Origin of the sequence: Neptuniibacter sp. QD48_55 (assembly GCF_047778115.1) — a bacterium.
Taxonomy (GTDB): Bacteria; Pseudomonadota; Gammaproteobacteria; order Pseudomonadales; family Balneatricaceae; genus Neptuniibacter.
This window is the reverse complement of record NZ_CP180555.1, coordinates 345735-369547: the sequence shown is the minus strand read 5'-3', so window position 1 is coordinate 369547 and position 23813 is coordinate 345735. Positions and strand designations below refer to the sequence as shown.

The following is a 23813-nucleotide window of genomic DNA, read 5'->3' as shown; positions in this document are numbered from 1 at the left end:
GTCTCACAGAAAATGGGAGGACAGAGCCATGAAACTATTCACCAACGCTTTAATCGCTGCCAGTCTTTATTTGTTACCTCAAACCTTAATGGCTGAGCAGATCTTTGAAAATCAGGGACCTGTACCTCAGTTAGTTGAGCTCTATACATCTGAAGGCTGCTCCAGCTGCCCACCCGCAGAACGCTATATCAACAGTTTTGTAAACTCCCCTGACCTTTGGAAAAAGGTCGTGCCTTTAGCCTTTCATGTAGATTATTGGGATTACATTGGCTGGAAAGATCGCTTTGCCCAACCTAAGTTTAAACAGCGCCAATATAATCATCGCCGCTTAGGAAATTTCAGAAGTGTATATACACCTGGCTGGATTAGCTCTGGTAAAGAATGGCGAGGTTTTTTCCAAGGTAAAACCCTACCTAATCAATCTTTCTCTGGAGGACTTCTTAAAGCAAGCCTCAACACCCAAACACTTAAAGTGAGTTATACACCTACAAAAGACCGAAAGGCGCTTATAGCTCATGTTGCTGTACTCGGCTTTGATCTCAGTAGCCAAGTCACTTCGGGCGAAAATGCAGGCCGCTTACTTCAACATCAATTTGTGGTGTTACATAAGCAACAAAAAGCCCAATCAGACTATAACTGGAGCTTTGAACTACCCCATCTTCAAACGTCTCAAAAGCATGCATTGGCCATTTGGGTTTCAGAACGAGATCAACAACCCATTCAAGTAGCTGCCGATTGGCTGAAATAAAAAAAGGCGACCTAAAAGGTCGCCTGAATACCCCAGTGGGGTTATCACAAGTGCATAGCTAATAAAGGGTTTAATGTCTTAATCTTCACCACCTAGGAAACCTAGGATATGCAATAAACTGGTAAACAAGTTATAGATGGATACATACAAGGACACTGTTGCCATGATGTAGTTTGTCTCACCGCCGTGCAGGATGTTGCTTGTTTCATAAAGAATAAAACCAGACATCAACAAAACGAACATTGCCGATACAGCGAGAGACAGTGCAGGAATCTGGAAAAAGATTGCACCTAAACCTGCAACAAACGCTAGCAACACACCAACCATTAAGAAGCCACCCATAAAGGTAAAGTTCTTACGTGTGGTTAGGACATAAGCTGACAGGCCTAAGAAAATAATCCCTGTCATACCCATTGCGTTCATTACGATGGAACCGCCACCCGGCATCGCCAAATAATGACCAACAATAGGGCCAAGGGTGTAACCCATAAAACCAGTCAGAGCAAAGACTGAAGGCAGCGCCCAGACACTATTGCGCAGCTTGTAGGTCAAGAAATACAGACCGAAAAAGCCGACTAAAGAGATGATGACGCCGGGGTGAGGTAGCTGTAGAGCAATAGAGACACCAGCAGTAATAGCACTGAATAGCAAAGTCATAGACAACAATGCATAGGTGTTGCGTAGTACCTTATTAGACTCTAACGCTGATGTTTGCGTTTGAGTTGCTGAAGATCTTATAGATGTATTCATACACCCCTCCTGATTTTTTCTAACCAAAAGCCTTTTGGCTTTCCGGCATCAACAGTTCAAAATTTAACCGCCTACCAAAAGCAATAAAACTCGATTATTATTAACAAAAGCATCGATTTTACCGAGTTTTTAATGATTAATTACAAACACCTTCACTATTTCTGGATGGTCGCTAAAGAGGGAAGCATCGCCGCTGCTGCAGAGCGTCTAAGTGTTACTCCACATACAATAAGTGCTCAGTTAAGCTTGCTTGATGACTATCTTGGCTGCTCACTCTTCACAAAAGTGGGCCGACAATTAGAGCTAACAGAAACGGGTCATATGGTTTTAAGCTACGCCAGTGATATCTTTTCACTAGGTGGAGAGCTTGAAGAACGGGTCCGTAATTTAGATAAGATCCGCCCCTTAGTTTTCAAAGTAGGCGTGGTAGATGTAGTACCGAAATCGATCGCTTATCACTTACTCTCCCCGGCGATGGATGACATCAACAATGTCAGAATGATCTGCCATGAAGGTGATATTAACGAGCTACTCGCAGAGCTTGCCCTGCATAGATTAGACCTGGTGATTTCAGAATCACCGATCCCATCTGATGTCAGTATTAATGGTTTTAGCCATAGCTTAGGCACCTGTGGCAGTAGTTTTATGGCAAGCCCATCAGTGGTTGAGCAACTAAGCGGAGAATTTCCACATAACCTTAATGGCTCCCCTATGCTACTTCCGAGCGAAACAACCATTGTCCGCTCACAACTGCTACAGTGGTTTAGTAAGAACCGAATCCATCCTCGCGTGGTAGGGGAATTTGATGACAGCGCATTAATCAAAGCGTTCGCAAATGCCGGAAAAGGGATCATGGTAGTACCGACACCGATTAGAGATGAAGTATCTTCGCAGCTAGGTTTAGTAACCTTGGGAGAAACCAATGAAATTGTGAATAACTTCTACGCGATCTCGATCGAGCGTAAGATTTCACATACCGCTGTGGAAAAAATAACAACAGCTGCCAGAGACTGGCTAAAGAGCAGCAATTAGGAACTACCCTGAGCTGTTGCCCAATAAATGAGGGAGAACTTGTTATGCACACGCCCAGCCCAATAATTTTAAGATCACCCTCTCCGAATCTTGATTCCGTTACATTCGACAATGCAGTACTGCAAGACAAGGATGATTACCTTAAAAAACTAAAAAAGTGGCAAAAGCGCATTCTCGAAGTACAACAAGCGTATTACCATCAAAATCGCCGGGCTATTATTGTCTTTGAGGGCTGGGATGCCAGCGGCAAAGGTGGCGCTATTAGACGCCTGACCGAAAAGTTAGACCCACGAGGTTTCACAGTTCACCCGATTAGTGCGCCTACGTCGATCGAACAAAGTAAACATTACCTGCAACGTTTCCAAGAAAAATTGCCACCCGCAGGCTCTATCGCAATTTTTGATCGCTCTTGGTATGGCCGCGTATTAGTCGAACGAGTTGAAGAGTTTGCTTCACCACAGCAATGGCAGAGAGCCTACCAAGAGATAAATGAATTTGAACGCAGCTTGATTGATGATGGCGCTCGCATAATAAAAATCTTTATGCATATTACCCCTGATGAACAGCTGAGACGTTTTACCGAACGCCTCAACAATCCGGTAAAACGCTGGAAACTAACCACCGAAGATATTCGTAATCGTGAGCGCTGGGAAGATTATACTCTCGCGATCAATGACATGTTGCACTACACACATACAGAAACTGCAGCATGGAATGTCATCGCAGCCAACCATAAATGGTACACACGGATAGAAGCGCTCAAGTGTGTTGTAAAACAACTCTCCGCTGAAGTCGATATAACTCCGCCGCCGTTAGATCCAGACGTTACAGCAGCAGCCTATTCTTCGTTAGGTATCAAAGTCAAAGACTGAGCGACTAGATTTCAAAAACACAAAAACTGAATGCCTACTATGCTGTTAATATCGAACCAAGCGAATCGCAGCACTCATGGATACTTCTCGCAAAGAAAACGTCATTCAAATTAGTATTCTGGATATTCAGAAACGTCTGCTTCCTCGCGCCTATGAGCTTCGAGACCGCTTACAAGCAGGCCAAGCAGCAGAAACATACGACTTAGAATTTTTAGATACCCTCCACAACGCGATCCAAAATTTACATATCCTTTCAACAAATTCACCGGAGCTCTATCTATTTATTGGTAACTTAGTACAGCTCTACAGCGCACTCATAAGCATGGCACTAAACAATTCCGAAGAGTAACGCCCCTCCCACTCCATTCAACAAAATCATCAATTGAATGACATATTTCTGTAATAAATCTAATGCATGATGAGTATTAAATTTAAAGAGGCTAAGAAAATGACAGAAACAACTTTAACAACTCAGCTGAAGCAGTTGCTGAAACGTGGCTATTCTGAAATGGACGTTCGCAACTTAGCAATGGCACCTAAAAACATCGTGGATCAAGCAATCGCAGAATTTCATGCGGAAGAACGTATTCATGAAAAAACCATTCAGATTCAACATAATCAGGCTAATTTTGCCATGCGTTTAGGTAACTAATCCCACCAACCGAACCAATCTTTCCTGTATCAAGCTATCCTTTAGCATTATTTCGTTCTTCTATTGACTTTGTTCAGATACAATTCACCCTACTTGGGTTACTAATAGATGCTACTAGGGGGTAGCGGGCTTGGTTGTGAGGGCGAAGTCTAATTAGTCCCAATGACAAATTTATGAGCACCTACAGGAAAATTACAATGAAAAAACTACTGATGGCGACTGCAGCTGCAGCAATGATGATTCCAGCAGCAGCTATGGCTGAGCGTGATGGAGCTACTGTTTATAACACTAAATGTGCAATGTGCCATGCATCTGGTGTTGCTGACGCACCTAAAGTAGGTGATGCTGCAGCATGGGGCCCACGTGCAGCACTAGGTATCGATGCACTTTACGCTACAGCTGACAAAGGTAAAGGCCAAATGCCACCACGTGGTCTTTGCATGGACTGCACAGATGGCGAGCTAAAAGCTGCGATCCAGTACATGGTTGATAACTCTAAGTAAGTTAGAGCTACAACAATAAAAAAACCGCCCTATGGCGGTTTTTTTTATGTAAGCAATATTATCGATTAGAAAATATTATCCGGAGTCAGGTTGATTAATTCACCATCTGGATCGCCATCCTGACGAGCCTGAATTTTTTCTAAGGACTCTTTGTCCTTACCTTTCTGAACAATAATCTCTACACGACGGTTTTTAACACGATTAGCGCGAGTGTCATTAGGCACTAACGGTTTCGTGTCTGCCAACCCTAGTACTTTAAATCGAGATTGATCGATTCTCGGATCACCAAATAGTTCATGCGCTACTGCTAAGGCACGTGCTACAGACAGATCCCAGTTAGATTCAAAGCGTCGACCTGCATAAGGAATATTGTCACTGTGCCCTTCAATCGCAACATTACCTTGAACATTTAAAAGCACATCTCGAATTTTAGCTAACACAGGAATCGACTCGAATTTGAGTTCAGCTGAACCGGAATCAAAAGAGCCTTTTTCTTTGATACGAATAATAATTTTCTTACCATCCGTCTCTACTTCAACGCTACCTTCACCGATCTCTTGAGCCAAGGCTGCAGCAAACTCAACGGCTTCCTCTTTAGCTTCCTGCTCTTGTTGCTTCTGTAGTTCTTGTGCTTCACCCGCCTCTTTATCAGGCGAATCACTATCACCCTCTTTCGATCGAATATCTAAAGTATTCATATCGTTGTTAACCGTCATCTGACGGACTTCGTTAAGAGGAGTAGGTTCTGGACGACCAGGGCTAAATTCCTGCGCGATAATAGAGGTACCCTTTGGAATATCCTCTACTTTAATCTGGTTTTGAACACCAAACGCTTCACGCATTGAACCTGCCAACTGCTTAAACTTCAGTACGTCCATCTCCGAGAAGGAAAGCAGAAGTACGAAGAAACACATCAGCAGCGACATCAAGTCGCCAAACGTTGCCAGCCAAGCCGGAAGCCCGGGGGGGCAGGGGGGGCATTCTTGTTCTTCGGTATCGTCACTCATCGCTCTAGTCCTTTACCGAATTAACCTTCAGCTGCCGCACGCTTGCCTTCTGGCAGATAGTTACGCAACATTTGCTCGATTACACGAGGGTTTTGACCCGCTTGAATAGCCAGTAGGCCGTCAATAATCAAAGCCGAGTTCAACGCCTCTTCATCTTTACGTACGTTCAGTTTATCTGCTAGTGGAATTGTGATCATGGTTGCAAGCATTGCACCATAAAGCGTCGTTAGAAGTGCGACCGCCATCGCAGGACCGATGGATTTCGGGTCACTCATATTTGATAGCATCTGTACCAGACCTACCAGTGTACCGATCATCCCCATCGCAGGGCCTACATCCCCCATCGCGGAGAATACAGTCGCACCAAATTCATGGCGGTCATGAGTCAACTTAGCTTCTTTATTCAGCAGACCCTTAACTACTTCAGGATCGTGACCATCCACGAGCAATTGGATACCACGCTGCATAAAGTCGCTACTTACTGTCTTATCTTCTAAAGACAGTAAGCCACCTTTACGCGCCGCATCAGCCAGATCTACCGTTTCAGCAATAATCTCTTCTGGATTTAACGACTTGAACATAAAAGCTTTCGCCGCAACTTTGCCGGCACCAAGGAACTGGGGCAGTGTGAATTTCATCAATACAACAAAGATGGAACCACCGACAACGATCAACAAAGACGGAGGGTTAATAAACACCCCAGCATCACCACCAGTGACGATCGCAGCTATTACAATACCAAAACTGCCTAATAATCCGACGAGCGTTGCTATATCCACTCATTACTCCTTAATTAAGCGCGCAAACTGTTCAAATCTAAGCTGCCTATCATAGCAAAAAAGCACGGGGTTTCACCCATCATACAATCGTTTAACTATAGAAATTGTATGTATATTTGCTTATAGCTGCTGGCTTCGGTAAGTTTAGCGCTTTCAATCTAAGATTCGCTCTTATGCCACGTAAGAAAAAAACAACTGACTTTGAACAATCCCTGCAAGCACTTGAAGCCCTAGTTACCAAAATGGAACAAGGGGATCTGTCCTTGGAAGAGTCACTTCAAGCCTTTGAAGAGGGTGTCAGCCTAACTCGAGAGTGCCAAGGTATTCTTACTCAAGCAGAGCAAAAAGTTCAGCTTTTGATAGAATCCGACGGTGAACTCTCAACCAAACCGTTTACTGCAGACGAGGACAGCTGATCTTGGAGATCCGCAATCTACTCAAGAGCTACCAAGAGCGGGTAGATCACCACCTTCAGAAATGTATCAATAAAGACAGTATAGATCCGGTCCTACAAGAATCTATGCAATATTCACTATTCAATGGTGGAAAACGCATTCGACCGGCTTTGATCTATATGGTCAATGCAATGCTAGGCAGCAGTCATGAAAAAGCAGACAGCGCTGCAGCCGCTATTGAGTGCATACATAGCTACTCTTTGGTTCATGATGATCTTCCGGCAATGGATGATGACGACCTGAGGCGAGGCAAACCAACCTGCCATATTGCTTTTGATGAAGCGACCGCAATCTTAGCAGGTGACGCTCTGCAATGTTTAGCATTTGAATTGATCTCATCCGACGACAATCTTTCGTCAGAGACTCGTTTAAACCTTATCCAGAAGTTGAGCCATGCGTCTGGGCATCAAGGTATGGTTGTCGGACAATCGTTTGATCTGCGTAATGTGGGCAACTCTCTTTCACTTGAGCAGCTTGAAGCTATGCACCAACATAAAACCGGTGCTCTGCTGACTTGCTCAGTACAAATGGGAGCGATCTGTGCAGGCTTAACCGATCAAAAACAGTTAGCAGCTCTTGCAGAATACTCCAACGCCATCGGCCTAGCCTTCCAAGTACAAGATGACATTCTCGATATAGAAGGCGATTCTGAAGTGATCGGAAAACCTCAAGGTTCTGATCTGGAACAGAATAAACCTACGTATCCTGCTCTATTGGGTTTGGAAGGTGCTAAGCTGAAATTACAGCAGCTTCATCAACAGGCCCTATCGGCATTAGATGTATTCGGCGAAGACGCATCAGAGCTTAAAGCCCTCGCTGATTTTATTGTGCATCGTGACCACTAATAACTGATCGAGCTTTATGTTCCATACAATCCCAAGTAAACGCCCTAGCACACCTCTGTTGGATAGCATTGATAGTCCAATCGCTCTGCGTTTACTCACGCCCGAAGAACTGCCAGCGCTAGCTGAGCAATTAAGAGCTTATCTACTCTATAGCGTCGGGCAAAGTGGTGGCCATTTCGGTGCTGGGCTGGGCGTAGTCGAACTGACAGTGGCTCTGCATTATGTGCTTAACACACCGCAAGATCATTTAGTGTGGGATGTAGGTCACCAATGCTACCCCCACAAAATCTTAACCGGCCGTCGCGAACAGTTACCCAAAATCCGTCAGCAAGAGGGCCCCTCCCCCTTCCCTAAGCGGGACGAAAGCCCATATGATGAATTTGGTGTAGGTCATTCCAGCACCTCGATTAGTGCTGCTCTAGGCATGGCGATTGCCGATAAGATCCGTGGGATAGATAGTAAATCTGTCGCCGTAATTGGTGACGGTGCTATGACTGCTGGTATGGCTTTTGAGGCGCTGAACCATGCAGCACATACCAACACCAACCTGCTGGTAATCTTGAACGACAATGATATGTCGATCTCCCACAATGAAGGCGGGCTGGCGACTTATCTAGCAAAAAACTTTAAAGACAGAAATGACGGTGAGACCACCACAGCTCTGTTTGAAGCACTCGAGTTTGAATATACAGGCCCTGTTGATGGTCATGACTTTTCTAAACTCTTACCAGTATTACAAGACGTTCTTAACCGACCGGGACCACAATTCCTTCATTTAGTAACAAAGAAAGGCAAGGGGTTCAAACCTGCTGAAGACGATCCGGTTGGTTATCATGCAATTACTAAGATCGATCCAATTCACCAAAAGCCTACGAAGAAAATCAGTTACTCCAATATTTTTGGTCGTTGGATTTGCGATTTAGCCGAACAAGACCCACACCTGACAGCCATTACCCCGGCTATGCGTGAAGGCTCAGATTTAGTGGAGTTTTCTCAGCGCTTTCCTGATCGTTATTTTGATGTGGCTATCGCCGAACAACACGCATTGACCCTAGCAGCTGGTATGGCCTGCCAAAATATTAAGCCGGTAGTAGCCATCTACTCGACTTTTCTCCAGCGCGCTTATGACCAACTGATCCATGATGTGGCCATTCAAGACCTAGATCTATTGCTCGCCGTCGATAGAGCAGGCTTAGTTGGAGAAGATGGTTCAACCCATGCAGGTTGTTTTGATATTGGTATGCTGCGCGGCTTACCAAAAGCTGTATTGATGACGCCTTCAAGTGCTGAAGAGCTTCGCAATATGCTTTTCACCGGTTACCAATATCAAGGTTTAGCTGCGGTTCGCTATCCACGTGGCAACGTTCCAACACAAATAGATACACCTATGCAGGCAATTGAGCTAGGGCAAAGCCGAACGCTCAATCAAGGCAGTAAAGTTGCGCTTCTAAATTTCGGACCTTTGCTAGAAACAGCTCTAGAGGTTGCAAACGACCAAGGTTATACCCTAATCGATATGCGCTTTGTTAAGCCTCTCGATCACAATGCCCTTAAAGATGCAGCAATAAGTCATGACTTATTAGTAAGCATAGAAGATCACAGCATCATTAATGGCGCAGGCTCAAGTGTGAGTGAGTACCTACATAAAGAACAGATCAACATACCTTTACTGATGTTAGGTATACCTGATCGTTGGATTGGCCACGCATCTCGCGCACAGCAACTTCAACAGTGCGGTCTTGATGCTGCAGGTATGATTAAGGTAATCGAAGAGCGGCTAAAAACGATCGTTTAAAGCCAAAAGTAAGCAACCAACTGCAGAATTGCCGCGGCATAAACACCTGCCAGCAAGTCATCCAGCATAATACCCACACCACCAGAAACTTTCTGGTCAGCCCATTTGATCGGCCAAGGCTTCCAAATATCAAAAATACGGAATAGCACAAAACCAAGAGCGATCCATTCCCAGCCAGTTGGTGCAAGCGTCATGGTCAGCCAAAAGCCAACAAACTCATCCCAGACAATGCCGCCATGATCATGCACACCAATATCTTTTGAAGTGCGATCGCATAACCAAATGCCGATGATAGCCGTAACCACCAACATCAATAGATAAAACGGCAAACTCAAGTGTTGGAACCAAAGATAAGGAATGATCGCCGCCAAAGTGCCGATAGTACCAGGCATCCAAGGAGCAGCACCGCTACCTAGGCCAAACGCTAGAAAATGGATCGGATTTTTCCAAACAGTACTAGGTACTTTATTCACGGTTATTCCTTTACGGCTTAGTCTAACAATCGCGGCTAACAGCCTACTTGAACATCAGGATTGGTGGAAGTGATCATAACCTGAGCCTGCAATTTCACAAGGTTCCCCTCGAAGAAACAGACTGAGCTCTGACTCCTCTGTGACCTTACCAATAACGGCTACTGAGGTTGGTAAACTAGGAATTAACGCTAAATGTTCCGGCGGTAGGGTGAAACATAGCTCAAAATCTTCACCACCGGTCAACGCCCACTGCTGTGCCTGCTGTTCCCCATAAGTATCCACCAGCTGAGAAGAGATCGGCAAGGCTTCTATCTGCAAACGCGCACCAAGATTGCCACTCGCTTTTAATATATGTGCTAAATCGGATAACAAGCCATCAGAGATATCCACACAGCTACTGGCATAACCCACTAACGATTGACCAAGACCGATGCGCGGTACAGGCGAATAGAAACGCTCGAGTAAATACTCTGCATGAGTTTCATTAGCAAACCCATTAAGCAGCCCTTCAAGACCTCCACGGCTATCACCTAAGTTACCGCTAACGCAGATAATATCGCCCGGTTTAGCTCCATGACGACAAAGTCCCTTCCCTTGAGGTACAAAGCCATGCACTTGAGCAGAAAGCGTCAGAGGCCCGCGCGTGGTATCACCACCAATGAGCGCAATACTGTAGTCTTGGCAGCGTATGCCTAATTGAGAACTAAAGCGTTGCAGCCAATCTGCATCGGTTTGCGGCAAAGTAAGCGCTAGCGTCAGCCAAGCAGGTTTCGCACCCATAGCCGCTAGATCACTCACAGTCGAACCCATAAGGCGATCTGCGAGTTGCTCCGGCTGTATATCAGGCAGAAAATGAGTGCCTTCAACCAACGTATCAATAGAAACAGCGAGTTGCTGACCCTCGGGCAAATTAAGCAGGGCGCAGTCGTCCCCTACCCCTAAAGCAACAGAAGCATCCGAAGATGCTTCTGAAACCTGTGCGAAGTAGCGCTGTATCAGCTCAAATTCACCCAGCGGCATAGCTTACGCTTTACCTTCTCGTTTAGCGCGAATTTCGGCCATACGCACACGTTGCGCTAGTTTATCTAGCACGCCGTTCACATAACGATGACTGTCGGTTGCACCGAACGTCTTCGCCAATTCAACACTTTCATTGATCGCGACGCGATATGGTACTTCCATGCGCTTAGAAAGCTCATAAGCACCGATACGTAGAACGTTCAATTCAACAGGATCCAACTCTTCGATCTGACGATCAAGGAAGTCAGTAAACAGACCATCAAGCTCTGTTTTAGTTGCCGCAACGTTCTGCAACAATTCAGAGAATAAACGCACATCCGTATCACGCATGTCGTTATCTACACGGAATTGCGCTTCTAGTTCATGCAGAGGCTGACCAGCTAATGACCAAGAATACAAAGCCTGCAGCGCATAGCTACGAGCATTACGACGCTGAGATGTTAGCGAAGGTTTCTTTTTAGCTGCAGATTTTTTTTCGTTGTCACTCATCTGGCTTTAAACCTCAAGCTGCTTAAGCAAGCTAACCATTTCCAGAGCGGAAAGCGCTGCTTCTGCACCTTTGTTACCCATTTTAGTACCTGAACGCTCAACAGCTTGTTCGATGCTGTTTACTGTAAGGATACCGTTCGCAATAGGAAGATCGTAATCCAAAGATACCTGTGCAACGCCTTTAGAGCTCTCGCCAGATACGTACTCGAAGTGTGGAGTACCACCACGGATAACCGCGCCTAGCGCAATGATCGCGTCATCTTTCTTCTGCGCTGCAACGCGTTTAACTGCCAACGGAATTTCGAAAGCACCAGGCACACGGATTACACGAATATTATCTTCGCTTACGCCATGACGCTTTAGAGTGTCGATTGCACCCTCTAGCAAGCTCTCAACAACGAATGCATTAAAACGGCCAACAACAATTGCATAGTTGCCGTCTGCGTTTACAAAATCACCTTCAAAGGTTTTAACAGTCATGATTTAAATACCGTTACAGTTATTCTTCACAAGGAATATATTCTTCAATCTCCAGATCAAAACCAGAGATCGCATTAAACTTCATTGGAGAGCTAAGCAGGTTCATTTTACCTACGCCTAGGTCTCGCAAGATTTGTGAACCAGTACCTACCGTTAGGTAAGCACCTGATGCACTAACATTAATTTTGGATTTCTGACGACCGTTGATCATCAGATCCGTCGCATCGCTTAGATCGATACGGTCACCCGTATCAAGTAGAAGCACAACACCTTGCCCCTCTTTAGCAACACGCTCCAATGCTTTACGCATAGTCCATTTCGGCTCATCGCCAGGTGCTACCGCACCGACTACATCACGTAGTACCTCTGTACGGCTATGAACACGCACATAAGCTGGCTCATCAGCTTTCAGCTCACCTAGCGTCATCGCTAGATGCGTGCAGTTTTGGATTTCGTCACGGTAAGTGATGTAGTTAAAATCACCGTACTCAGTAGACATCACACCTTCGGATTCACGTGCAACTGTGTGCTCATTAGCCGTACGGTAGTGAATTAGATCCGCAATTGTACCGATCTTAAGACTGTGCTTTTCCGCAAACTCTTCCAGATCAGGACGACGCGCCATCGTGCCGTCATCATTCATAATCTCAACGATCGCAGCCGCTGGTGTAAAGCCTGCCAAACGAGCAAGATCACAACCCGCTTCAGTATGACCCGCACGGCTTAAAACACCACCCGGCTGAGCCATCAATGGGAAAATGTGGCCCGGCTGAACAATATCTTCTGCCTTGGCATCTGCTTTTACGGCTGTACGTACAGTCAATGCACGGTCAGCAGCAGAGATACCTGTTGTTACACCTTCTGCCGCTTCAATAGACATCGTAAAGTTGGTTGAGAACTGAGCACCATTGCTCTGTACCATTAGAGGTAAGTTCAACTGCTCACAACGCTCACGCGTCAACGTTAGGCAAATAAGGCCACGAGCGTGAGTCGCCATAAAGTTGATATCATCCGGGCGAACCATCTCTGCAGCAATTACAAGATCGCCTTCATTCTCGCGATCTTCATCATCCATCAGGATGACCATTTTTCCCTGACGAATATCTTCAATCAATTCTTGCGGGGTATTTAATTTCATTAACTTCGTACCGTCGTTAGCGGTTAAAACCGTGAGCGATTAAGGTGTCCATTGTCAGCCCCTGTTCGCTCTGTTCATTATTATCAGTTGTTTGACCATGACCAATTAGACGCTCCAGATAGCGAGCGATGATATCCACTTCCAAATGAACCTGTCGTCCTGTGACATATTCAGTCATGATCGTTTCTTGTGCCGTGTGAGGCACAATATTCAATTCAAAGCACTCACCGTCAAGGGCATTTACCGTCAAACTAATACCATCAACCGTCACCGAGCCTTTCGCTGCTAAATAACGTTGAATCGCAGCAGGCGCTTTAACACTAAAGCGGATAGAACGGGCATCTTCACTACGCGATACTATTTCACCTATACCATCGACATGGCCGGTGACAATATGACCACCTAAGCGACTGGTAGGCATCAATGCCTTTTCCAGATTCACTCGCTCTCCAATCGCTAAAGTATGGAAACGCGTATGAGCTAATGTCTCTCGAGAAACATCAGCAATAAAGCCATCACCCGGCAATTCTACTGCGGTTAAGCAAACACCATTAGTGGCGATGCTATCACCCAGTTTAACGTCCGCCAGATCCAACTGACCTGTGCGAACATATAAGCGCATATCACCCGCTTGTTCTTCAATCGCTGCAATCGTACCTACAGCTTCAATAATACCGGTGAACATCTATGCATTTTCTCCATATTGAGGCTGTAAGATCAGTTTTAGATCATCACCCAACATGCGACTATCTAACATCTGCAGCTCTACCTGCTCTGACATTTTAGTTAAGGGTAGCTCAAATAGTGGCTTAGCCTGACTTCCTAACAACTTCATCGCCATATAAACATGAAGTTCATCAGCAAGTTTCTGCTCTACAAACGCACCGGCCAATACAGAGCCGGTTTCAACAAGCAGATCGTTACACTGCTCTTCAGACGCCAGCAAACGTAACAAAGGCAATAAAGCCACTCGGCCATTTTCATCAGCAGGCATCACTAGAACGTCTGTACCTGCGTCCTTAAGTTTGTTCTGCGCTATTGTATCATCAGAACAGGTAACAATGAGCGTTCGCCCCGGTTGCTTAAGAATGGAGGCAGTCAGTGGCATCTGTAGACGGCTATCCAAAACAACGCGTAATGGCTGTTTCTGGACTACATCCGCAACATTAGGCAGATTTAACTGCGCTTCGCGAACTGTCAGTGCTGAGTCATCTTGTAGAATGGAACCTATACCAGTCAGAATTACTGACGATTGAGCGCGTAATTTCTGTACATCACCGCGTGCGGCAGGGCCAGTAATCCACTTGGATTCACCTGAAGCCATCGCTGTCCGACCATCAAGGCTGATCGCAGATTTAACCCTAACAAAAGGTAACCCCGTCTCCATACGCTTGATAAAACCGGGATTCAACGCTCGAGCTGATTCTTCAAGTAAACCCGATGTAGCCTCAATACCCGCTTCACGGAGCATAGTTATACCACGACCAGCAACCTGAGGGTTTGGGTCAACCATCGCGGCAACGACTCGCGCGACACCAGCATTGATTAATGCCTCAGAACACGGTGGGGTACGACCATAATGGCTACAAGGCTCTAAGGTTACATACGCTGTAGCCCCTTTCGCTTCTTCACCCGCAGCACGAAGTGCATTCACCTCGGCATGGCCTTCACCTGCGCGATAGTGAAACCCTTCACCCACGATACTGCCCTGTTTGACTAACACACAGCCAACACGCGGATTAGGTTGCGTGGTATATAGCCCCTCTTTCGCCAACTGAATGGCGCGGGCCATATATTCACGATCTGAGATAGACCAAGTCGCACTCACTTAGCAGCACCCTCGGTATCATGCTCTTCCGATAAGCGTTCGATCTCAGCTTTAAACTCATTAATGTCTTGAAAACTACGATACACAGAAGCAAAACGTACATAAGCAACTTCATCGAGTTTACGTAGTTCGGCCATCACCTCTTCACCAATCTGACGTGAAGGCAACTCGCGCTCACCTGTCGCACGTAGACGATGCTTAATACGGTTAATACAAGCTTCAAACTCTTCGATAGAGACGGGACGTTTTTCTAGCGCTCGATGAATACCTGCACGGAGCTTTTCATCGTCAAATGGCTGGCGAGAGCCATCAGCCTTAATCAGGCGTGGCATCAGCAGCTCTGCTGCTTCGTAGGTAGTAAAGCGCTCATTACAGTTAATACACTCGCGGCGTCGACGCACCTGCTGACCTTCGGCCACCAGTCGAGAATCAACCACTTTGGTTTCATTGGCATGACAAAAAGGACAATGCATCAACTTTTCCTGTGTAAAGAGCGTTTATCTTCTCTGAGCTTAGTCTGAGAACAAAAAAGGGCGACCTTTTGGGTCGCCCGAGGATTGTACATTTTTCCGACTATAACTTACAGCCGGAACCCTGTTTTACTTGTATACAGGGAAACGTGCGCAGATCTCTTTAACTTGAGATTTAACACGTGCGATCACATCATCGTTGTTGATGTCATCTAGAATGTCGCAGATCCAGTTTGTTAGCTCTGTCACTTCTGCTTCTTTGAAACCACGGCGCGTTACAGCTGGCGTACCGATACGTAGACCAGATGTTACAAACGGAGAACGTGGATCATTTGGAACAGAGTTTTTGTTTACAGTGATGTTGGCACGACCTAGCGCTGCATCAGCATCTTTACCTGTAAATTCTTTGTCGATCATATCAACAAGGAATAGGTGATCATCAGTACCTTCAGAAACGATCTTAATACCGCGTTTCATGAAAGTTTCAGCCATCGCCTGAGCGTTTTTAACAACCTGAGCTTGGTACTCTTTCCACTCTGGATCCATTGCTTCTTTGAAGCAAACCGCTTTACCAGCGATTACGTGCATCAATGGGCCGCCCTGAGATTCTGGGAATACAGCGAAGTTAAGTTTCTTCTGCAGATCTTCATCAGCATTTGCAGATAGGATCAAACCACCACGTGGGCCACCTAGTGTTTTGTGAGTTGTTGTTGTAACAACATCAGCAACACCGATTGGAGATGGGTAAACGCCTGCAGCAACAAGACCTGCGATGTGAGCCATATCAACAAATAGGAACGCGCCTACTTTGTCTGCGATATCGCGGAAACGCTGCCAATCAACAACACGTGAGTATGCAGAGAAACCTGCAACAATCATTTTTGGCTTGTGTTCTTCAGCTAGACGCTCAACTTCAGCGTAATCGATCTCACCCGTTTCTGGGTTTAGACCGTACTGAACCGCATTGTAAATACGACCAGAGAAAGAAACCGCAGCACCGTGAGTCAAGTGACCACCGTGAGCAAGGCTCATACCTAGAACAGTATCGCCTGGCTGACAAAGCGCCATGTAAACAGCAGCGTTAGCTTGAGAACCAGAATGAGGCTGAACGTTTGCGTAAGTCGCACCGAACAATTCTTTAGCACGATCAATCGCTAGCTGCTCAACAACATCTACGTGTTCACAACCACCGTAGTAACGCTTGTTAGGGTAACCTTCAGCGTATTTGTTAGTCAGCGCAGAACCCTGAGCTTCCATAACGCGAGGGCTAGTGTAGTTTTCAGACGCAATCAGTTCGATGTGCTCTTCCTGACGTACAGTTTCAGCCTGCATTGCAGACCATAGATCCGCGTCGAAATCAGCGATAGTCATATCTTTGCTAAACATTGGAGTTTCTGTCCCCTGAATACAATGTGAACCCTGTTCAGCTGCAATAACAACGGCAAAGCCGCCAGAACATTCCAGCGTAGAACCATTTGGGAATTGGGAAAGCGCGTATTATAGCGAAACATTTCCGCGGATACACTTGAATCATCCGCAAAACTGCTTCAATTTTATTCAATAAAAAGAGCTCAGGGGCTCCCCCAAGCTCTTTTTACAATCGGAATAGGATCATTCGACTTTTACATTCGCCGTTTTAGCAGCGCCTGGGTCTGGCTTGGGCAAATTGACTTCCAACACTCCATTATCAAATTTCGCTGTAATTTTATCTGGATCAACACTATCACCAACCGATAACCGTCTTACAAATTGTCCGAAATGACGCTCCTGACGAATTATTTTCCCTTCTTTTTCTTCCTTATCCTCTGTTTTAGTTTCAGCCTTAATCGTTAACAAACCATGCTCCAAACTTACCTGTACATCCTCTTTTTTCACTCCAGGTAAATCAGCCTTTATACAATACCCGGTATCAGATTCATGAATATCTATAGCAGGCACTTTATCATCACCGCTTGTAGTCACTGGAACAAAGAAACGATTCAAGAAAGCATCATCAAAAAGGCTGTTAAATCTTGATAGTTCACCCATGATCACTCTCCTCTATTATGTGGTTACTTTCTATACAGCAGATTCGTAATCTCAGTTTAGAAAGCCCTTCGACTCTCGCCAGTACAAAAATTGATCAGGATCAAGATAGATATTAATTACCAATTTCCGGTAAAATCGGGAGCATTAATTATTTAACAAATAAGAGTTAAACCCTTCATGGCTCAATACGTTTATTCAATGAACCGCGTTGGCAAAATCGTTCCGCCAAAGCGTGAAATCCTGAAAGATATCTCTCTTTCTTTTTTCCCAGGTGCCAAAATCGGCGTATTGGGTCTGAACGGTGCGGGTAAATCTACCCTGCTAAAAATCATGGCTGGCTTAGATACCGACATTATCGGTGAAGCTCGCCCAATGCCTGGCATCAACGTAGGTTACCTACCTCAGGAACCAGAACTGGACGAAACAAAAACAGTTCGTGAGATCGTTGAAGAATCAGTTGCTGATGTTAAAGAAGCACTAGATGGTCTCGAAGCTGTTTATGCAGCTTACGCAGAACCAGATGCTGACTTTGATGAATTGGCTAAGAAACAAGCTGAATTTGAAAACCTGATCCAAGCTAAAGATGGTCACAACCTTGAAACAGCTCTTGAGCGTGCTGCTGATGCGATGCGCCTTCCTGCTTGGGATGCAGAAGTTAAGCATCTATCCGGTGGTGAACGTCGTCGTGTAGCGCTATGTCGCTTACTGTTAGACAAGCCAGACATGCTGCTTTTAGACGAACCGACCAACCACTTGGATGCTGAATCTGTTGCTTGGATCGAGCGCTTCCTTCAGGAATACCCAGGTACCGTTGTGGCAATTACCCACGACCGTTATTTCCTAGATAACGCTGCCGGTTGGATTTTGGAACTAGACCGTGGTCGCGGTATTCCATACGAAGGTAACTACTCTTCTTGGCTAGAGCAGAAAGAAGCTCGCCTAGAACAAGAAGCGAAGCAGGAAGCAGCTCACCGTAAATCTGTTGCAGCTGAACTTGAATGGGTTCGTCAGGGCTCCAAAGGGCGTCAGTCTAAATCTAAAGCGCGTCTTAAGCAGTTCGAAGAGATGAACTCTAAAGAGTTCCAATCTCGTAATGAAACCCAGGAAATCTACATTCCACCAGGACCACGTCTTGGGGACAAGGTAATTGACGCTAATAACATCTCTAAAGCCTACGGCGACAAAGTCCTATTTGAAGGACTTAGCTTCTCGATTCCTCAAGGTGCAATCGTCGGCATTATCGGTGGTAACGGTGCAGGTAAATCCACGCTGTTCCGCATGATTGCAGGCGAAGAGCAGCCAGATTCTGGCGAGATTGAAATCGGTTCGACTGTGCAGTTAGCTTACGTTAACCAGTCTCGCGATCTAAACGGCGACAAAACAGTGTTTGAAGAACTATCTGATGGTCAGGACATGATCACAGTAGGCAATTACACTACGCCTTCACGCTCTTACTGTGGACGCTTCAACTTCAAAGGCGGCGATCAGCAGAAGTTCGTTAAAGATCTTTCTGGTGGTGAGCGTAACCGTCTACATATGGCAAAACTGCTTAAAGAAGGCGGCAACGTTCTGCTATTGGACGAACCAACCAACGACCTTGATATCGAAACACTACGCGCCCTTGAGGAAGCTCTTCTAGCCTTCCCAGGTTGTGCGGTAGTTATTTCCCACGACCGTTGGTTCCTTGACCGTATCTGTACTCACATGCTGGCTTACGAAGGTGACTCCCACGTAGAGTTCTTCGAAGGTAACTACACTGAGTACCAAGCTGATTACAAACGCCGTTACGGTAAAGAGCATCAGCCAGAGCGCATCAAGTACAAGCGTATTGCGGATCTATAATCCCTATACCAATAAAAAAGCCGGGCAGTGCCCGGCTTTTTTGTTTATAAGACAATCAGTCAGCAATATTAACCTTATCTCGGCCAGTATCTTTCGCGCTGTATAAGGCATCGTCGGAGCGTTGCAATAGCGAATCCACATCATCTTCAGCTTTCAAACTGGCAACTCCTATACTCGTGGTAAAGCCAATTCTTTCTCCTGAAGGCGTTTTCACCTGCTCATCGTGGCAACCCACGCGGATCTGCTCAGCCACTTCAACCGCCTGATTTGTATCTAGGCCGGGAAGCACCATTAAGAACTCTTCACCACCGTATCGACAAACTAAATCCAATCGCTTGCGAGCAGATTTTCGCATCACTTTAGCAAAACGCTGCAGCACTATATCACCTGCGGCATGACCGTAGGTGTCGTTAAAGCTCTTGAACTTATCTAGATCAAACAACAGAACACTCAGCGGCTTACCCTGATCTCTCATCAGTTTGATATCGCCACTTAACTGCTCCATCGCCTGCCGTCTATTTGCCAAACCAGTAAGGGGATCTCGTGTCGCTTGTCGATAAAGGCCCAACAACATGTTCAGTTGATTCACAGCCGCCCAGCACGCAATTAAGCCCAATACAGCCAACAACCAGAGACTGTTAATCCCATCAATGGTACCAGCCAAGCCGCGGAACAATTGAGTTAGATACTCAACCAGCAAAAGAGCAACGGTATAACCCAGCGCCTCCAAAATAGATAAAGGAAAAACAGCCATCATGGTCATGATCATAAATGGAAAGAAGTGATAACCCGCCACATTAAATTCATAACCATGCGCAATGAGCATGGAGCTTGAGGCACACTGAAAAGCAGACAAGATGACGACTAGCAAAGCAAGTCTTAACTTCGCTAAACGCATGCTATAACGCTTATATCCCCACAGAGCCAAACCCACACAGGCAAGCGCCGTTAGACCACGAGCATATGCGATTGAGAGCAGCATATCCTCGGGCAATAGCAAATAATCCACCAGCAACCAAGCAGGCTGAATCAAGGCAAGTAAGAGGGAGATAATCCGAATACGACGAAAAAGAAAATGACTGCGAGTCTGGTTGAAATATCGAGAATGCCTACGACCGCTGGAGACATCCAAAAGCGCTTCTAACAACATATTGTTTATTACTACTTTATTTTTATTCTTGTTATATCACTCAGCATGTAAGACTTAGTTTAGTCCAAATGCACAAGCTGAGCTTTAGAGATCAAACTATGATAAAGCCCTTTTATTTTCAAGGGTTATATTCGCGATTACATCTTGACCACAGTTTTTTTTGCAGTAATGTCTATAATTATATGAGCTAAATACTCTTTTTCTTAGGAAGAAATGCTGTGACCACATCAGATACTGAACGCCGTCGTTTTACCCGTATCCACTTTGATGCTCAGACTGAATTGAAGCGAGATGATGAAACTTGGGATGTCGCCTTAGTGGATATTTCTTTCAATGGTATTCTTGTAAAAAGTAAGCAACCACTAGCGCTGCAAAAAGGAGATGAGGTTCAAGCAATCATCCACCTTCTCGGCGATGACATTGCCATTCGCACTCCTGCGACAATGGCCCATCAGCGTGACAATGAGTACGGTTTTCTCATCGAGAATTTGGATCTTGATTCACTAACACTGCTACGCCGCCTAGTCGAACTTAACCTAGGCGACGAAACATTGTTGGAGCGCGAATTAGATCATTTTTTTGAAGACTAACTAGAGCGCCTCTAAAGCCTCTGTCAATTTAGTAACAGCTACAATATCCATGCCTTGAAGCTGCTCTTTAGGGACATTTCCTTTAGGAACGATTGCACGTTTAAATCCATGCTTAGCAGCTTCTCGGATTCTTTCCTGTCCATTTGGTACAGGCCTTATCTCCCCAGACAAACCGACCTCCCCAAATACCATTAGGTCATGCGGTAAAGATTGATCACGGAAGCTGGACACAACCGCCAGCAGCAACGCCAAGTCGGCACTGGTTTCTAATACCTTCACCCCACCTACAACGTTAACAAAAACATCTTGGTCACCCGTCATAATGCCGCCATGACGATGCAACACAGCGAGTAACATAGCCATTCGATTTTGCTCTAAACCTACAGCAACACGACGAGGGTTATTCATATGGGATTGATCAACTAGCGCCTGAATCTCTACTAACAAAGGGCGAGTACCTTCCCAAACCACCATAACAACACTGCCGGGGCTCGGACCTTCTTCACGACTTAGGAAGATTGAACTTGGATTTTTAACTTCCTTCAGGCCGTTTTCGAGCATGGCAAAAACACCCAATTCATTCACCGCACCAAAACGGTTTTTATGCGAGCGCAAGGTTCTAAAACGAGAATCAGACGACCCCTCAAGCTGAAGGGAACAGTCAATCATATGCTCCAAAACTTTCGGCCCAGCCAAAGAACCATCTTTAGTGACATGACCTACAAGGAACAAAACGGTTCCTGTTTGTTTTGCATAGCGAGTTAGGTACGCAGCTGATTCCCTTACCTGAGATACAGAGCCCGGAGCTGATTGAACATCAGCCATGTGCATCACTTGGATAGAATCAATAACCATCACTTTCGGTTTTAACTGTTGAGCGGTGTTACAGATTTCTTCAACGCTAGTTTCAGAGAGCATTTTTAATTGCGCGGTTGGCAAACCCAAACGGCTAGCGCGCATCGCCACTTGCTGTAATGATTCCTCACCTGTGACATAAAGTGCAGGCATCTGTTCAGCCAAAAAACACATTGTCTGTAACAACAAAGTACTTTTACCGGCACCTGGATGACCACCCATCAGAACTGCAGATCCAGGAACCAAACCACCACCAAGCACTCGATCCAACTCGCCTGCGCCGGAAGTAAAACGCGGCATTTCCTCTAGCGCTACTTCAGAGAGACTAACCACCTTATCTTTACCAGCACCACCAGCATAACCGTCAAAGCGCACATTACGCGCTTCGTTTGTAGCAGTCTTCGCTGTCGCTAGACGTACCTCAGTCAAAGTATTCCAAGCATTACAGGCGGTACACTGCCCTTGCCACTTAGTGTAATCGGCTCCACAGTCATTACATACGTAGGCTGTTTTTTGGCGTGCCATCACTCTCTCCAAAGCGTTATCTATAAATAAGAATTCTACCCAACACTCTGCTTATAACCTATAGATCTTTTCTTATTTTATGATTGCTCTACAATCAAACACCTATATAAGAACAAGGGTAAACCCCTACATCACAGGAGATGTATATGAAGCTGGAAACAATTGCCGTTCACGGTGGCTACTCCCCAGACCCAACAACTAAAGCCGTTGCGGTTCCGATCTATCAAACTACATCTTATGCTTTTGATGATGCTCAACATGGTGCTGACCTTTTCGACCTGAAAGTCGAAGGTAATATTTATACCCGCATCATGAACCCAACGACTGACGTACTTGAAAAACGTCTAGCAGAAATGGAAGGCGGTATCGCTGCTCTTGCTGTAGCGTCAGGTATGGCAGCAATCACTTACGCGATTCAAACGATTGCAGCGACTGGAGATAACATTATCTCCACCAGCGAATTGTACGGGGGTACCTACAACCTGTTTGCGCACACGCTACCTCACCAAGGTATCGAAGTTCGTTTTGCTAACAAAGATGACGTTAGCGAAATTGAAAGCAAAATAGATGCAAACACTAAAGCGCTTTTCTGTGAATCTGTGGGTAACCCATCAGGCGGTATCGCTGATATTGAAAAGCTCGCGGATGTAGCACACCGTAATGGCATCCCACTGATTGTGGATAACACAGTGCCAAGCCCTGCCATGTGGCGCCCCATCGAACACGGTGCCGACATCGTTGTTCACTCAGTGACGAAGTATATTGGCGGACACGGTAACTCTATTGGTGGCGTGGTTATCGATTCGGGTAAATTCCCCTGGGCGGACAATGCTGAACGTTTCCCTCTTCTGAATACACCTGACGCGTCTTACCATGGTGTTGTCTATACAGAAGCCCTTGGTCCAGCCGCATATATTGGTCGCTGTCGTGTAGTACCACTTCGTAACACCGGCGCCGCTATATCTCCTATGAATGCCTTCATGATCCTACAAGGTCTAGAAACTCTGGCCCTACGAATGGAACGCATCAATGAAAACAGCGCAAAAATTGCGAACTTCCTAGAGCAACACGATCAGGTTAGCTGGGTTAAATATGCAGGCCTTGAAAGCCATAAAGACTTCGAGCTTGCTCAGAAATATCTGAACGGGCAAGCATCCGGCATTATCAGTTTTGGTCTTAAAGCAGGCCGAGCAGCCACAGCACCGTTCTATGATGCTCTACAGATTTTCACTCGACTAGTAAACATTGGTGACTGTAAATCTCTGGCAGCCATCCCTGCTGAAACTACACACCGCCAGCTTAATGATGAGGAACTGGCATCAGCTGGCGTATCACCTGAGATGGTTCGTTTATCGGTAGGCATTGAACACGCTGATGATCTGATTGCAGATTTAGAGCAAGCACTCGCTGCTGTGAATAAATAACACCTTTATCGAACTAGAAAATTAGATATAAAAAAGGCCGCTAAATATGCGGCCTTTTTCTTA

At 45.7% G+C, this 23813-nt stretch carries 27 protein-coding genes; 12 read left to right on the top strand and 15 right to left on the bottom strand.

Annotation, left to right across the window (positions count from 1 at the left end):
• Window positions 1-28: 28 nt before the first annotated feature.
• Window positions 29-748 (top strand): DUF1223 domain-containing protein, encoded by a 720-nt coding sequence (locus tag ACMXYW_RS01675; protein WP_415904991.1) that lies wholly within the window; start codon window positions 29-31, stop codon window positions 746-748.
• Window positions 749-826: 78 nt separating this feature from the next.
• On the opposite strand, the gene ACMXYW_RS01670 is transcribed toward ACMXYW_RS01675, so the two are convergent.
• Window positions 827-1498 carry a Bax inhibitor-1/YccA family protein gene (locus ACMXYW_RS01670; RefSeq protein WP_415890075.1) on the bottom strand — a complete coding sequence of 224 codons (672 nt, stop codon included), beginning with the start codon at window positions 1496-1498 and terminating at the stop codon, window positions 827-829.
• A gap of 132 nt (window positions 1499-1630) precedes the next feature.
• Between ACMXYW_RS01670 and nhaR the strand changes: the two genes are divergently transcribed.
• From nhaR to ACMXYW_RS01645, 5 genes are all read left to right on the top strand, one after another.
• Window positions 1631-2530: a transcriptional activator NhaR gene (gene nhaR, locus ACMXYW_RS01665; RefSeq protein ID WP_415899929.1), complete on the top strand. Its 900-nt coding sequence runs from the start codon at window positions 1631-1633 to the stop codon at window positions 2528-2530.
• Window positions 2531-2574: 44 nt separating this feature from the next.
• Window positions 2575-3402: a polyphosphate kinase 2 family protein gene (locus ACMXYW_RS01660; RefSeq protein ID WP_415904990.1), complete on the top strand. Its 828-nt coding sequence runs from the start codon at window positions 2575-2577 to the stop codon at window positions 3400-3402.
• A gap of 76 nt (window positions 3403-3478) precedes the next feature.
• Window positions 3479-3751 carry a hypothetical protein gene (locus ACMXYW_RS01655; protein WP_415904989.1) on the top strand — a complete coding sequence of 91 codons (273 nt, stop codon included), beginning with the start codon at window positions 3479-3481 and terminating at the stop codon, window positions 3749-3751.
• A 99-nt stretch (window positions 3752-3850) separates the two neighbouring features.
• Window positions 3851-4054, top strand: coding sequence for a hypothetical protein (locus tag ACMXYW_RS01650; protein WP_415883272.1), 204 nt, complete (start codon window positions 3851-3853; stop codon window positions 4052-4054).
• A 197-nt stretch (window positions 4055-4251) separates the two neighbouring features.
• The gene (locus ACMXYW_RS01645; protein ID WP_415899925.1) at window positions 4252-4557 is read left to right on the top strand and encodes a c-type cytochrome; all 306 of its coding nucleotides are present in this window, start codon (window positions 4252-4254) and stop codon (window positions 4555-4557) included.
• Window positions 4558-4622: 65 nt separating this feature from the next.
• Here the strand turns inward: ACMXYW_RS01645 and ACMXYW_RS01640 are convergent, their stop codons facing one another.
• Entirely contained in the window at window positions 4623-5564 is a 942-nt protein-coding gene (locus ACMXYW_RS01640) for a flagellar motor protein MotB (protein ID WP_415899924.1), read from the bottom strand.
• 20 nt (window positions 5565-5584) lie between these two features.
• Window positions 5585-6343, bottom strand: coding sequence for a flagellar motor protein PomA (gene pomA / locus ACMXYW_RS01635; RefSeq protein ID WP_415893214.1), 759 nt, complete (start codon window positions 6341-6343; stop codon window positions 5585-5587).
• 173 nt (window positions 6344-6516) lie between these two features.
• Here pomA and ACMXYW_RS01630 point away from each other — a divergent pair, with 173 nt between their 5' ends.
• Genes ACMXYW_RS01630 through ACMXYW_RS01620 form a run of 3 tightly spaced genes read left to right on the top strand, consistent with a single transcriptional unit; the run spans window position 6517 to window position 9438 of the window.
• The gene (locus ACMXYW_RS01630) at window positions 6517-6759 is read left to right on the top strand and encodes an exodeoxyribonuclease VII small subunit (protein WP_415899923.1); all 243 of its coding nucleotides are present in this window, start codon (window positions 6517-6519) and stop codon (window positions 6757-6759) included.
• 2 nt (window positions 6760-6761) lie between these two features.
• Window positions 6762-7643 (top strand): (2E,6E)-farnesyl diphosphate synthase, encoded by an 882-nt coding sequence (ispA, locus tag ACMXYW_RS01625; protein WP_415899922.1) that lies wholly within the window; start codon window positions 6762-6764, stop codon window positions 7641-7643.
• 16 nt (window positions 7644-7659) lie between these two features.
• Window positions 7660-9438 (top strand): 1-deoxy-D-xylulose-5-phosphate synthase, encoded by a 1779-nt coding sequence (locus ACMXYW_RS01620; RefSeq protein WP_415904988.1) that lies wholly within the window; start codon window positions 7660-7662, stop codon window positions 9436-9438.
• Here the strand turns inward: ACMXYW_RS01620 and ACMXYW_RS01615 are convergent.
• The 10 genes from ACMXYW_RS01615 to ACMXYW_RS01570 form a co-directional block, all read right to left on the bottom strand.
• Window positions 9435-9911, bottom strand: coding sequence for a phosphatidylglycerophosphatase A (locus ACMXYW_RS01615; RefSeq protein ID WP_415899920.1), 477 nt, complete (start codon window positions 9909-9911; stop codon window positions 9435-9437). The two genes, ACMXYW_RS01620 and ACMXYW_RS01615, sit on opposite strands and share 4 nt — an antisense overlap.
• A gap of 54 nt (window positions 9912-9965) precedes the next feature.
• Window positions 9966-10931 (bottom strand): thiamine-phosphate kinase, encoded by a 966-nt coding sequence (gene thiL / locus ACMXYW_RS01610; protein WP_415904987.1) that lies wholly within the window; start codon window positions 10929-10931, stop codon window positions 9966-9968.
• A gap of 3 nt (window positions 10932-10934) precedes the next feature.
• Window positions 10935-11420 (bottom strand): transcription antitermination factor NusB, encoded by a 486-nt coding sequence (gene nusB / locus ACMXYW_RS01605; protein WP_415883263.1) that lies wholly within the window; start codon window positions 11418-11420, stop codon window positions 10935-10937.
• A gap of 6 nt (window positions 11421-11426) precedes the next feature.
• Window positions 11427-11900 carry a 6,7-dimethyl-8-ribityllumazine synthase gene (gene ribE / locus ACMXYW_RS01600; protein WP_415883262.1) on the bottom strand — a complete coding sequence of 158 codons (474 nt, stop codon included), beginning with the start codon at window positions 11898-11900 and terminating at the stop codon, window positions 11427-11429.
• 19 nt (window positions 11901-11919) lie between these two features.
• On the bottom strand, window positions 11920-13038 hold the full coding sequence (ribBA, locus tag ACMXYW_RS01595; protein ID WP_415904986.1) for a bifunctional 3,4-dihydroxy-2-butanone-4-phosphate synthase/GTP cyclohydrolase II: 1119 nt from the start codon (window positions 13036-13038) through the stop codon (window positions 11920-11922).
• Between the two features lie 16 nt (window positions 13039-13054).
• Entirely contained in the window at window positions 13055-13723 is a 669-nt protein-coding gene (locus ACMXYW_RS01590; RefSeq protein WP_415904985.1) for a riboflavin synthase, read from the bottom strand.
• Window positions 13724-14866, bottom strand: coding sequence for a bifunctional diaminohydroxyphosphoribosylaminopyrimidine deaminase/5-amino-6-(5-phosphoribosylamino)uracil reductase RibD (ribD, locus tag ACMXYW_RS01585; RefSeq protein ID WP_415904984.1), 1143 nt, complete (start codon window positions 14864-14866; stop codon window positions 13724-13726).
• Window positions 14863-15339, bottom strand: coding sequence for a transcriptional regulator NrdR (nrdR, locus tag ACMXYW_RS01580; RefSeq protein ID WP_415886730.1), 477 nt, complete (start codon window positions 15337-15339; stop codon window positions 14863-14865). The genes ribD and nrdR overlap by 4 nt, the downstream gene beginning before the upstream one ends.
• Window positions 15340-15465: 126 nt before the next feature.
• Complete coding sequence (glyA, locus tag ACMXYW_RS01575) at window positions 15466-16722, bottom strand: serine hydroxymethyltransferase (protein WP_415883257.1); 1257 nt, start codon at window positions 16720-16722, stop codon at window positions 15466-15468.
• Between the two features lie 225 nt (window positions 16723-16947).
• On the bottom strand, window positions 16948-17364 hold the full coding sequence (locus ACMXYW_RS01570) for an Hsp20/alpha crystallin family protein (protein WP_415899914.1): 417 nt from the start codon (window positions 17362-17364) through the stop codon (window positions 16948-16950).
• Between the two features lie 177 nt (window positions 17365-17541).
• Here ACMXYW_RS01570 and ettA point away from each other — a divergent pair, with 177 nt between their 5' ends.
• Window positions 17542-19206, top strand: coding sequence for an energy-dependent translational throttle protein EttA (gene ettA / locus ACMXYW_RS01565; protein WP_415904983.1), 1665 nt, complete (start codon window positions 17542-17544; stop codon window positions 19204-19206).
• A gap of 55 nt (window positions 19207-19261) precedes the next feature.
• Here the strand turns inward: ettA and ACMXYW_RS01560 are convergent, their stop codons facing one another.
• The gene (locus tag ACMXYW_RS01560) at window positions 19262-20356 is read right to left on the bottom strand and encodes a GGDEF domain-containing protein (protein ID WP_415899913.1); all 1095 of its coding nucleotides are present in this window, start codon (window positions 20354-20356) and stop codon (window positions 19262-19264) included.
• Window positions 20357-20574: 218 nt separating this feature from the next.
• Here ACMXYW_RS01560 and ACMXYW_RS01555 point away from each other — a divergent pair, with 218 nt between their 5' ends.
• Window positions 20575-20946, top strand: a complete 372-nt coding sequence (locus ACMXYW_RS01555) for a PilZ domain-containing protein (protein WP_415904982.1) — start codon at window positions 20575-20577, stop codon at window positions 20944-20946.
• On the opposite strand, the gene radA is transcribed toward ACMXYW_RS01555, so the two are convergent.
• Window positions 20947-22326, bottom strand: a complete 1380-nt coding sequence (gene radA, locus ACMXYW_RS01550; RefSeq protein ID WP_415895562.1) for a DNA repair protein RadA — start codon at window positions 22324-22326, stop codon at window positions 20947-20949.
• 146 nt (window positions 22327-22472) lie between these two features.
• On the opposite strand from radA, the gene ACMXYW_RS01545 reads away from it, so the two are divergent.
• Window positions 22473-23750 carry an O-acetylhomoserine aminocarboxypropyltransferase/cysteine synthase family protein gene (locus ACMXYW_RS01545; protein WP_415904981.1) on the top strand — a complete coding sequence of 426 codons (1278 nt, stop codon included), beginning with the start codon at window positions 22473-22475 and terminating at the stop codon, window positions 23748-23750.
• Window positions 23751-23813: the final 63 nt, after the last annotated feature.